At 69.9% G+C, this 10,314-nt stretch carries 12 protein-coding genes; 5 read left to right on the top strand and 7 right to left on the bottom strand.

The genetic code is table 11. The annotated features are described in order from the left end of the window. On the top strand, positions 1-528 hold a 528-nt coding region (locus BMG523DRAFT_RS20870), incomplete at its 5' end, for an IS6 family transposase (RefSeq protein WP_051623996.1). An 88-nt stretch (positions 529-616) separates the two neighbouring features. Here BMG523DRAFT_RS20870 and BMG523DRAFT_RS20865 read toward each other — a convergent pair. The 7 genes from BMG523DRAFT_RS20865 to BMG523DRAFT_RS20835 all read right to left on the bottom strand — a co-directional run bounded on the left by BMG523DRAFT_RS20865 (position 617) and on the right by BMG523DRAFT_RS20835 (position 7,316). Continuing rightward, entirely contained in the window at positions 617-1,549 is a 933-nt protein-coding gene (locus tag BMG523DRAFT_RS20865; protein ID WP_023841930.1) for an MBL fold metallo-hydrolase, read from the bottom strand. Then, positions 1,546-2,505: an aromatase/cyclase gene (locus tag BMG523DRAFT_RS20860; protein ID WP_011438465.1), complete on the bottom strand. Its 960-nt coding sequence runs from the start codon at positions 2,503-2,505 to the stop codon at positions 1,546-1,548. The genes BMG523DRAFT_RS20865 and BMG523DRAFT_RS20860 overlap by 4 nt, the downstream gene beginning before the upstream one ends. Before the next feature lie 14 nt (positions 2,506-2,519). Further along, complete coding sequence (locus tag BMG523DRAFT_RS20855) at positions 2,520-2,783, bottom strand: acyl carrier protein (protein ID WP_011438466.1); 264 nt, start codon at positions 2,781-2,783, stop codon at positions 2,520-2,522. A gap of 75 nt (positions 2,784-2,858) precedes the next feature. Then, positions 2,859-4,061: a ketosynthase chain-length factor gene (locus tag BMG523DRAFT_RS20850; RefSeq protein WP_011438467.1), complete on the bottom strand. Its 1,203-nt coding sequence runs from the start codon at positions 4,059-4,061 to the stop codon at positions 2,859-2,861. After that, positions 4,058-5,332, bottom strand: a complete 1,275-nt coding sequence (locus BMG523DRAFT_RS20845) for a beta-ketoacyl synthase (RefSeq protein WP_011438468.1) — start codon at positions 5,330-5,332, stop codon at positions 4,058-4,060. The genes BMG523DRAFT_RS20850 and BMG523DRAFT_RS20845 overlap by 4 nt, the downstream gene beginning before the upstream one ends. A gap of 23 nt (positions 5,333-5,355) precedes the next feature. After that, complete coding sequence (locus tag BMG523DRAFT_RS20840) at positions 5,356-6,501, bottom strand: acyl-CoA dehydrogenase family protein (RefSeq protein ID WP_011438469.1); 1,146 nt, start codon at positions 6,499-6,501, stop codon at positions 5,356-5,358. A 29-nt stretch (positions 6,502-6,530) separates the two neighbouring features. Continuing rightward, positions 6,531-7,316 carry an SDR family NAD(P)-dependent oxidoreductase gene (locus BMG523DRAFT_RS20835; protein WP_023841932.1) on the bottom strand — a complete coding sequence of 262 codons (786 nt, stop codon included), beginning with the start codon at positions 7,314-7,316 and terminating at the stop codon, positions 6,531-6,533. Positions 7,317-7,508: 192 nt separating this feature from the next. Between BMG523DRAFT_RS20835 and BMG523DRAFT_RS20830 the strand changes: the two genes are divergently transcribed. The 4 genes from BMG523DRAFT_RS20830 to BMG523DRAFT_RS20815 all read left to right on the top strand — a co-directional run. Next, a complete protein-coding gene (locus BMG523DRAFT_RS20830; RefSeq protein ID WP_011438471.1) occupies positions 7,509-7,958 on the top strand; it encodes a nuclear transport factor 2 family protein in 450 nt (149 codons plus the stop codon). A 68-nt stretch (positions 7,959-8,026) separates the two neighbouring features. After that, on the top strand, positions 8,027-8,941 hold the full coding sequence (locus BMG523DRAFT_RS20825; RefSeq protein ID WP_011438472.1) for an NADP-dependent oxidoreductase: 915 nt from the start codon (positions 8,027-8,029) through the stop codon (positions 8,939-8,941). Next, entirely contained in the window at positions 8,938-9,636 is a 699-nt protein-coding gene (locus BMG523DRAFT_RS20820) for a DsbA family oxidoreductase (protein WP_235463318.1), read from the top strand. The genes BMG523DRAFT_RS20825 and BMG523DRAFT_RS20820 overlap by 4 nt, the downstream gene beginning before the upstream one ends. A 32-nt stretch (positions 9,637-9,668) precedes the next feature. Beyond that, on the top strand, positions 9,669-10,314 hold a 646-nt coding region (locus tag BMG523DRAFT_RS20815), incomplete at its 3' end, for an IS6 family transposase (RefSeq protein WP_043592105.1).

Below are 10,314 nucleotides of genomic sequence, written 5' to 3'. Positions count from 1 at the left end.
GTGCAGCGCTTCACGCCCCTGCTCGTCGACGCGGCGAGGCCGTGCCGGCACCTGCCCGGGGACAGGTGGTTCGTCGACGAGACGTATGTCAAGGTCGCCGGCCGGTGGACGTACCTGTACAGGGCGGTTGACCAGCACGGGCAGGTCATCGACGTCCTCGCCAGCGCACGACGCGACCAGGCTGCGGCACGCCGGTTCTTCACCGCGGCGCTGTCTCACGGCCGCCGGCCGGTCGAGGTCACCACCGACAAGGCCGCCGTTTACCCGCGGATCCTCGACGAGCTGGTACCCGAGGCCTGTCACGTGGATGCCGCGCGGGAGAACAACCGGATCGAATCCGATCACAGCCGGTTGAAAGCCAGGCTCCGCCCGATGCGCGGACTGAAACGGCTGCGCTCTGTCCAGACGATCAGCGCAGGGCATGCCTTCGTCCAGAACATCCGCCGCGGCCACTACGAACTCGGGATCGACACCGACTCGCACGCACGGCTGACAGCCGCGTTCACCGAGCTCACCCTCGCGATCTGATCACCCGTTCGGCAGGGTCAACCATGCCCTGCCTTCCCCCAATGCAACAGACCCGCTGCGGTCGGTCGAGGACCTTCTGGCACGCCGGTCAGGCGTGGCACTCCGGGAGGTGCCCACCGTTGAATTCCACCATTTCCGCGAAGAGCGGCTCGACCGGCAGCGCGGCTGCCGGCGGTGCCCCCTGATGCTCGGCGATCGCGCGGTGCAGGTTGGGGACCAGCCGCTCCGGGTCCTTCCAGCCGGCGAATCGGCCTGCCGAGCATTGGCGGGCCGCCTGGATCGGTGTCAGCCCCTTACGCATCGCGTCTCCGGCGGCGTCCCGCAGCCACAGTAGGTACGCCTCCGTCTCGTCGAAGGCCTCGGGGCCGGCGATCGTTCCGTGCCCGCCGACCACGACTTGGGCACCCGTCTCGCGCATCCGGCGGACAGCGGTCAGCGACCCCGCGACCGTGCCCATCAACAGGAAGGGCGTACACCCCGGCAGCACCACGTCGCCGGTGAACAGCACCTTCTCGCCGGGGAGCCACACCACGGTGTCGTGCCCGGTGTGCGCGGGCCCCACGTTGAAAAGCTCGGCCCGGCAACGGCCCAGGTGCAGCGTCAGTGCGTCGTGGTAGGTCACCGTCGGTAGCACCGGATCGACATTGCCCCAATTCACCTCCGGCCAGAGGCCGGTCAGTGCCAGCCCCGTCTCCGCCATCTCGGCCCGGGTGCCGTGCTGGGCGATGATCGTCGCCGTGTCGGCGAAAAGGTGATTGCCGAAGGTGTGGTCGCCATGGAAATGAGTGTTGACCAAGTACTTCNCCCCGCCACGACTGAGGCCGTCCACTGCGGTGCGCAGCAAGGTCGCGCGCCGCTCGGTGGCCGCGGTGTCGACGAGCAGGATGCCGTCGTCACCCACCACCACGCCAGCGTTGTTGAGACACCAGCCTCCGTCCGGCTGGACATAGGCGAACACGCCGTCCGCCACCTCCGTCATACGTGCCGCCACCGCGCTGGCGGCGGCGCGAGTCGCTGTCACCGGACTTCCCGCTCCTCGGTGGAGGATACGGGCGCCGCCGCGCCGGCCAGCGTCCGGCGGCTATTGGCCCCCAACGCGTCCCGGAGGTAGCGGCGTCCCTCGGCGAGAGAACTGCTCGGGCCGAGCACCGTGCGCAGCGCGTCCGGGTCCAACACGACGGTGTGTCTCGCCGTGACCGAGTCGGGCCCGTCCGGCACCCGATGGAAGATCCACACCCCGCTGTGCCCGAGAAGCGTCGAGGGTGGCCGGGTCTGCTTGTAGGCGATTCTGTCGTTCGCCAGGCACACCCGCACCGACCGGGTGGTGTGCGTCGACCCGTCATCGCCGCTGACCGTGTCCATCTCCAACTGTTGGATGCCCGGCATCTCCTCGGTGAGCACCACACGGCGAACGTGCGGGAGCTGATCCGGCCAGCGGTCCGCCCGGTCGATGAAGTCGTACGCCTCCTCGGCCGACCCGGTGAGCTCGACGGTGTCCTCGAAGGTGAAGACGACTTCCGCGACCGGATGACCGAGCTCCGCCACCCGGCGCAACGCCGCCAACTCTTCGACGCTGTTGCGTTCCAGGGCCGCACTGATCCACTGGACGGCAGCGGCGTCGTCGTCCACCGCGGTGAACTCGTGGTCCAGGATCACCTCGGTGCGGCCACCGGGCAAGGGCAGGACCTGCCAGCGTCCGCTCATCGCCGCCACCGGTGGCTGGCTCCGTTCCTGGCGGAAGCCGATCGTCCGCAGGTGCCGGTCGACCTCACGCCGCGACGTCCACGTCTTGACCTCGCCGCCGACCAGGGCCCAGAGCTGGAAGTGTTCCTCGCTCTCCGTACGCTCGAGGTAGCGCAAGAAGATGTTCGGACCGAAGATCGCCGGCCACCGTTCAGCCTCGGTGAGCAGTTCGAAGACCAGGTCCGCCGGGGCCGCCACCACTTCTCGATGCGATGTCCGGTGCTTCGTAGGCACAGTAGGCGCACCCTTCACGACGTCTGCCGCAGCCGCTCGGCGCTGTTGACGGCGGCGAGCACGGCCTCCGGCGTACGCAGCTCCATGACCTGCTCGTCCGGCAACACGATGCCGTAGCGGCGCTGGATCTCGGCGGCGAGCTCCAGCAGGGCGAGCGAGTCGTAGCCGAGTTCGGTGAACTCCTGGACGGCGAAGTCGCCGTCCAGGGTTCCGCTGTCGTCGGCGCCGGAGTTCTCGACCAGAATCTTTTTCAGGTCCTCGAGGGTTATCAGAGACATGTCTTTCCCTTCGTGAGAGTGCGCGCGCTTGACCTGATCGGTGACTGGCGTGTGCCGGTGTCCGCGAGGATCTGGTCAGGCACGGACGACGACGGCGGAATTGAAGCCCCACCGGCCACGGGCCAGCACCAGCGCGACGGTCATGTTCCGCTCGCGCGGGGCGTTCTGAACGAGATCGATCCGATGTCCAGCGGCGACCTGCGCGTCGTGTGGGGTCGGCGGGATCACGCCCTCGCGCAGGGCCAGACAGGCGGTGACGACGTCGAGGGGGCCGCCGCCCGAGAAGAGCCGCCCGGTCCCGGCCTTGGGGGCGGTAACGGGCACCCCGTAGGGGCCGAACAGCCCGGTCACCGCCTCGGCCTCCGCACGGTCGAGCTCGGCGGTGCCGGCGGCGTCGGCGAAGACGACCCCCACGTCGGCGGTCGTGACCCCGGCGTCCTCGAGGGCCAGTTCCGCGGTCCTGCGCAAGCCCGGCGGTCGGCCCGACCCCGGGGCGGGGTCGAAGGTCGCCGCATACCCGGCGATCTCGCCGTACCGGGAGCGGTCCCCGCGCCCGTCCAGGCTCTCGCCGCCCTCCAGGACGAGGATCGCACCGCCCTCACCCGGGACGTGCCCGGAGGCCGCCGCGGCGAACGGCAGATACGCCTGCCCCGGATCATCCGTGGTGCTCACCGTGCCGCTGGAGAGATGCGCGCCCCGGCCCCACGGGCCGAGTGCGGAGTCGACGCCGCCGGAGATCACCAGGGGCGTGCCCCGTCGGATCGCCCGGCGGGCGTAGCCGATGGCGTCCAGCCCGCCTGCCTGCTCGCCGACGAGCGCCGTGCCCGGTCCGCGCAGGCCGTGCCGAATGGACACCTGTCCCGTCGTCACGGCGTAGAACCAGGCGAACGACTCGTAGACGCTGACGTGCTGGGGTCCGTCGTGCCACAACTTGTCGAACTCGCGGTGGGTGAAGTCGAAGCCGCCGCAGGCATTCGACGTCATGACGCCCATGTCGTACTCGTCCCGATCGTCGGGGCGCACACCCGCGTCGTTGATTGCCCAGTCGGCCGCGGTGAGCGCCAGCCGGGTAGAGACGTCGGTCTGGGGCAGCAACCGGCCCGGAAGGTGCCGGGCGGCATCGAAGCCGGTGATCCGGCCGGCGAGCGCCCCGACATGCCGGTCGTCGAATCTCGAGATGCCGGAGCGCCCCGCTAGCGTCGCCGCCCAGTACTCCGCGATACCCAGCCCGGTCGGCGCGACCACGCCGACTCCGGTGACGAAGACCCGCTGCGTCATGCTGCCCGTCCTCCGGGCTGACGAAGCACCATTGCGCTCTGAAACCCGCCGAACCCGCTGCCGATCGTCAGCACCGTGTCGAGGGTGGCCTCCCGGGCCACGCGCGGCACGTAGTCTAGGTCGCATTGGGGGTCCGGCAGCCGTAGGTTCGCGGTCGGGGGGATGACGCTGTACCGCAAGGCGAGAGCGCAGGCGGCCACCTCGATGGACCCGATCGCGCCCAGGGAATGGCCCACCATCGACTTGATCGAGCTGATCGGCACCCGACGCGCGTGCTCACCGAGGCTGGCCTTGACCGCCGCTGTCTCGTGTAGATCGTTCTGTCTGGTACCCGAGCCGTGCGCGTTGACGTAGTCCACGTCCGACGGATCGAGCCGGGACTGGGCGAGCGCGGTGCGGATCGCCTCGGCCATCTCCCTGCCGTCCGGCTTCAGACCGGTCATGTGGAAGGCGTTCAACCGGGTGGCGTACCCGGTGACCTCAGCGTAGATCTCGGCGTTGCGACGCCGGGCGTGCTCGTACTCCTCGAGCACGAACATGGCGCAGCCCTCGGCGAGGACAAAGCCGTTGCGCGATCGGTCGAACGGGCGCGAGGCCGTCGCCGGTTCGTCGTTGTACGACGTGGTGGCTTTGATGGCGTCGAAGCACGCCAGCACGATGGGTGAGATCGGAGTGTCTGTCGCGCCCGCTGCCATCACATCCACTACGCCGTCCTCGATGAGGTGCAGCGCGTGGCCGATCGCGTCCAATCCGGAGGTGCACCCGTCGGAGACCATGGTGACCGGGCCCTCCGCGCCGACGGTCCAGGCCACCTCGGCCGCCATCACGCTGGGCACCATGTGATCGAACATGTGCGGCGTCAGGTGCCGGGTGTCCATCTCGCGGGTTCGGCCGCTGTCGAACAGCACGAGGTACTCGGCTTCCAGAGAGGTAGCCGCCGCGACAGCGCTGCCGAGGCTCACCCCGATCCGGTGGGGTTCCACCCGGTCCAGCTCCAGACCGCTGTCCTCGACCGCGTCGCGGGTGCAGACCACCGCGAACTGGGCCGCCCGGTCCATCCGGCGGATCTGCCGTGGGGTCAGCCCTTCGGCCTGGGCATCGAAGTCGACCTCACCGGCCACCTGGCTGCGGAACGGCCCCGCATCGAAGAAGGAAATCCGCCGGGTCGCGGTCCGGCCGGCCGTCAGAAGGTTCCAGAAGTTCTTGGCTCCTCCGCCACCGGGTGCGCGTACTCCGATCCCGGTGATCACCACGCGCCGGTTCGGTTTCATGAATTCCTTTCCCCGTGGAGTAGTCACCTGTCGTTCACCGCCTCCGCCGCATGGCGGGCGAAGCCACCCGCCCGCGCGGCGAACTGGAGACCGCTGTGGCCCGCCCCGCAGACGACGTCCCGCCAGAACCGTCCGAGATCCTCGCCGTCGGCCTGCCCTCGGCTACCCGAGCCACGCATCAGCCGGTCCACCGCAGCGGAGAGATACTCCGCGGCCAGCGCGCAGTCCCGACCGTTACGGGACTCCTCGTAGGGCGTCACCGCGCCCTCGTCGAGCACCTGCGCCACCCGTTCCAGGAGCAGGCCCGCCGTGTCGATCTCCCCGCCGGAACGGGCCAGCACCATGTCGTACGCCAGCCGGTCCACCGGGCCGGATATGGCCGGGCCGGGCCGCTGCAACTTCGGTCCGATCAGCGACCACCACCGGTGCAGGGCGCCGCGGGCCGCCCCGAGCAGTGGACCGGTGAGAGTAAGGCCGTTGGCCGCCTTCATCGGTACCTGATGGCAGGGCGCGTCCTCCCCGGGAGCTGGCCCGTCGGCGAGCACCCGCAGGGACACCGAGTGGGACGCCGGAACCCGCACGTCGTCAAGAACGAGCGTGTTGCTGCCGGTGGCACGCATGCCCACGTTGAACCACGTCGGTTCGATCCGGTACGCCGGCCGCGGCACCGCGAAGAACCGGTACTCGTCCCGGCCGTCACGGACCGCCCGGGCGCACACCAGGGCCCAGTCCGAGTGGTCGACGCCGCTCACGTACGGCCACTGCCCGTTGAGCCGCCACGAGTCGCCCCCCGCAGCCGCCTCTCCCCCGGGCATCAGCCCCGCGACGATCAAGGCGTCCGGGCCGCCGGCCCAGACGGCAGCGCGGCCCGCTTCCGGAAGATAGGCTGCCATCCGGGCGGCCGCGGCGATCAGTGACGCCACCCAGGCCGTCGAGGCGCAGGACGCGCCGATGGTGGCCACGGCGGGCAGCAGAGCACCGAAGGTGCCACTGTCCCCCCCGTACCGCGTGGGCACGAAGTGCCGGGCGAACCCCGCGGCGAGCACGGAGTCGATCGACGCACGCGGGAGTCGCCGGTCGGTCTCCGCCTCACGCACGTGCTTGGCGGCCGACACCGCCGCCACCTCCGCCGCCGCCTGCAGAGTGGAACCGGCCGTGGTCAGCTTCATGTCTGCCTCCGGTGGTACGGCACTGGACCTCAGTAGTTGCCGAGACCGCCGCAGACGTTGATTGCCTGGGCGGTCACGGCGGCAGCCTCGTCACTGACGAGGTACTCGACCATCGCGGCGACCTCGTCCGGCCGGACATAGCGGCCGATCGGGACACGCGCGGTCACCCGGTCGTGCGCCTCGGCCTCGGTGACGCCCCAGAGCTTGGCGTAGGTCCCACGGACGGTCTGTGCCATGGGCGTCTCGACGAAGCCGGGGCAGACCGCGTTCATGGTGACGCCGGTCTTGGCCAGTTCCAGGCCCCATGCCTTGGTCAGGCCCACCACACCGTGCTTCGCGGCCGAATATGGTGCGCCGTTCTGCACTCCCTGCTTGCCCCCTGTGGAGGCGATGTTGATGATTCGCCCGCCCGCCCGGCCGGCCAGGCCACCGGCGCGCAGCGCTTCCCGGGTGACGATGAAGACGCTGTTGAGGTTGGTGTTGATGACGTCAAGCCACAGCTCGTCGGCGATCTCCGCGGTGACGCCGCCGCCGCTGCGTCCGGCATTGTTGACCAGAATGTCCAGCGGCCCGAACCGGTCGACGACCGCGCAGATCAGATCGGTGACCTGCGTCCCGTCCGTGACGTCGCAGGCCCGGCCGTCCACGGCGAGGTTCTGTTCCTGTAGTGACTTCACCGTCGCGGCCACATTGTCAGCCGATCGCGCGCAGAGGTACACCCGGGCGCCGCGACGCGCGAGCCGGGTGGCAATCTCCAGTCCGATACCGCTGGTGGCACCGGTGACCAATGCCACCGGCTGGCTCTGCTGGCTCATGTTTCCTCCGATGACTCCGCCATGGTCGGCCGACCCCGACATTGCGGCAGCCCTCTCGAAACGCGGTCGAGCCGTCGTGGAGCACCGGATGGGCCGCCGGGCGGCCGTTTCGAGTGCCTCTCAACCCACTCGCATTAGTTTCGCCGCAGCCCGGACCGCGGCCCGGCCGCGGGTCATCAGGAGAGGAAGCCAATGTCCGCCACCGCGATCAGCACCGATGTCTACACGCAGGTCCAGCAGTTCTACGCCCGGCAGATGCACGCGCTCGATGCCTGCCGCTTCGACGAGTACGCGGCCACCTTCACCGAGGACGGCGAGTTCAGCCACACGCCGGGGCGGCCCGCGGCCCACACCCGGGACGGCATCGCACGCGAGCTGCGGGCTTTCCACGAGGAGCGTTTCGCCACCGAGCCGGTGCAGCGCCGCCACTGGTTCAACATGATCCACCTGATCGAGGCCCCGGACGGGAGCCTGCGGTCCACCTTCTACGTGCTCGTGGTGACCAGCCGTCCCGGTGAGCGCCAGCCCGAGATCGCGCCCAGTTGCGTTGTCCACGACGTGCTGATCCGCGCGGACGGGGGGCTACTCAACCGGTCCCGGCGGGTCGAGCACGACTACCTGCTTGACCTCAAGCGCACTTGAGATTGCAGGCTGTTTCTGACGTCCCCGGCCCTGATGGGCCGGCGTCGGAACATCCGGAGAGGAGATCCATGCGGGCCGCGGCATTCTACACCTTCGGTGGTCCGGAGGTGCTACAGGTGGTCGAGGTTGCCACACCCGAAGCTGGGCCGGGAGAGGTTCGGGTCCGAGTCGAGGCGGCGGGCGTGCAAGCGTACGACTCGTCGGTACGGTCCGGCTGGACACCGCCGGGGCAGACCCTGCGGTTCCCGCAGATAGTCGGCAACGACTTCGCCGGTGTCGTCGACGAGATCGGCACCGGCGTCACAGACTTCCGGATCGGCGACGAGGTGCTCGGCTGGGCCATGCTCGCCAGCTGCGCCGAGTACGTCGTCGTCCCTCCAGAGCAGGTCGTCTCCAAGCCGTCCGGGATGACCTGGCCGCAGGCGGGCACCCTGTCGGCGTCGGCGCAGACCGCACACACCGCGCTGGACGAACTGAAGGTCAGCGTCGGCGACACTCTGCTGATCCACGGCGCCTCCGGCGGCGTCGGAACGGTCGCGGTGCAGCTGGCCCTGGCCGCGGGCGCGACGGTGATCGGAACGGCCGGCCCGGCGAACCAGGACTACCTGCGCTCGCTGGGGGCCACACCGACCACCTACGGCGACGGACTGGTCGACCGCGTGCGAGCCCTGGCACCCGGTGGTGTCGACGTCGCCCTGGACGCCGCGGGCGGCGCGGCCCTGGATGCCTGCCTCGAGGTGGTCGCCGACCGGAGCCGGATCGGCACCCTGGTGGATTTCGCCCGGGCGGACGAGCTCGGCGTACGATTCCTGCGCAGCCAGCGCTCGGGTCAGCGGCTACGGGCGATCACCGACCTGTACCGCGCCGGGCGACTGACGCTGACCGTGTCGGAGGTCTTCCCACTGGACCGGATCGCCGACGCGCACCGTCGGATCGACACCGGCCATGCCCGCGGCAAGACCGCCGTCCTGCTCCGGGGGTGAGCGGCGTGCTGATCGAGGTCTTCTACGACGTGCTGTGCCCCTGGTGCTACATCGGTAAGCACCGGCTGCGGCGGGTCCTGACGGATTTTCCCGGCCGCGACGAGGTTCGACTGCGGTGGCGCAGCTATCAGTTGTCACCGGACGAGGGGCGCATCCCTGGCCCGACCGCCGCCGAGGCGATGGCCACATGGACCGCACCGGACCAGCTGCCCGCGCGGCTGGCCCTGATCGAGCAGCTCGGCACGGACCTGGGCTTGGCTATCGACCTCGACAAAGCGCGTCCCGTCAACACTTTCGACGCGCATCGGCTGACCCATTTCGCGGCCGACCATGAGCGGGCCGATGCGCTCGTCGAGGCGCTGCTGCGGGCCTACCAGGCGGAGGGGCGGAACGTCGCCGACCACCTCGTCCTGCTGGAGTTGGCGCACGAGGTGGGCCTGCCCGAGGAGGAGACGGGCGCGGTGCTCGCCGGTGACCGCTACGCCGACGCCGTCATCGCCGATCAGCGCCGCGCCGCCGAGTTGCGGGTGAGCGGCGTGCCGACGCTCGTCGTCGACGGCGGCCGGCCGTTCTCGGGCATGCAGCCGCCGGAGATGGTCCGCGCCGAGTTGGACCGTGCCGCAGCGGCCTCCAGGGCACTGTTGCATCGGCGGAGTCCGTTGTCCCACGGCCGCCGTCCGGTCATGATCGAGTGATGCGTCGGCGTCGTGCCTGTCCACCGGTCTCAGTGTCGGAGTTCGCCGGCTTCCGGTTCCCACCCGAGGTGATCGTCCTCGCCGTCCGCTGGTATCTGCGGTACGCGCTGTCCTACCGGGATGTCGAGGAGCTCCTCGCGGAACGCGGCCTCGAGGTTGATCACGTCACGGTGTACCGGTGGGTCCAACGCTTCACGCCCCTGCTCGTGGACGCGGCCCGGCCGTGTCGGCACCGTCCTGGGGACAGGTGGTTCGTCGACGAGACCTACGTCAAGGTCGCCGGCCGGTGGACGTACCTGTACCGGGCAGTTGACCAGCATGGGCAGGTCATCGACGTCCTGGCCAGCACCCGCCGTGATCAGGCTGCGGCACGCCGGTTCTTCACCAGCGCGCTGTCCCACGGGCGCCGGCCGGTCGAGGTCACCACCGACAAGGCCNCNGTNTACCCGCGGATCCTNGACNAGNTGGTACCCGAGGCCTGCCACGTGGATGCCGCGCGGGAGAACAATCGGATCGAATCCGATCACAGCCGGTTGAAAGCCNGGCTCCGCCCGATGCGCGGACTGAAACGGCTGCGTTCCGCCCAGACGATCAGCGCAGGTCATGCGTTGGTCCAGAACATCCGCCGCGGCCACTACGAACTCGGGACCGACACCGACCCGCACGCACGGCTGACAG

It is taken from the genome of Frankia sp. BMG5.23 (genome assembly GCF_000685765.2).
Lineage (GTDB): Bacteria > Actinomycetota > Actinomycetes > Frankiales > Frankiaceae > Frankia > Frankia casuarinae.
Note: the sequence above shows the minus strand (reverse complement) of the source record. Positions and strands in the feature narration are given on the sequence as shown.

What these genes read in the sequence shown, in the direction of transcription:
- BMG523DRAFT_RS20845 (WP_011438468.1), bottom strand. Translation starts at nt 5,332, where the DNA reads ATGAAACCGAACCGGCGCGTGGTGATCACCGGGATCGGAGTACGCGCA.
- BMG523DRAFT_RS20850 (WP_011438467.1), bottom strand. Translation starts at nt 4,061, where the DNA reads ATGACGCAGCGGGTCTTCGTCACCGGAGTCGGCGTGGTCGCGCCGACC.
- BMG523DRAFT_RS20835 (WP_023841932.1), bottom strand. Translation starts at nt 7,316, where the DNA reads ATGAGCCAGCAGAGCCAGCCGGTGGCATTGGTCACCGGTGCCACCAGC.
- BMG523DRAFT_RS20825 (WP_011438472.1), top strand. Translation starts at nt 8,027, where the DNA reads ATGCGGGCCGCGGCATTCTACACCTTCGGTGGTCCGGAGGTGCTACAG.
- BMG523DRAFT_RS20840 (WP_011438469.1), bottom strand. Translation starts at nt 6,501, where the DNA reads ATGAAGCTGACCACGGCCGGTTCCACTCTGCAGGCGGCGGCGGAGGTG.
- BMG523DRAFT_RS20830 (WP_011438471.1), top strand. Translation starts at nt 7,509, where the DNA reads ATGTCCGCCACCGCGATCAGCACCGATGTCTACACGCAGGTCCAGCAG.
- BMG523DRAFT_RS20855 (WP_011438466.1), bottom strand. Translation starts at nt 2,783, where the DNA reads ATGTCTCTGATAACCCTCGAGGACCTGAAAAAGATTCTGGTCGAGAAC.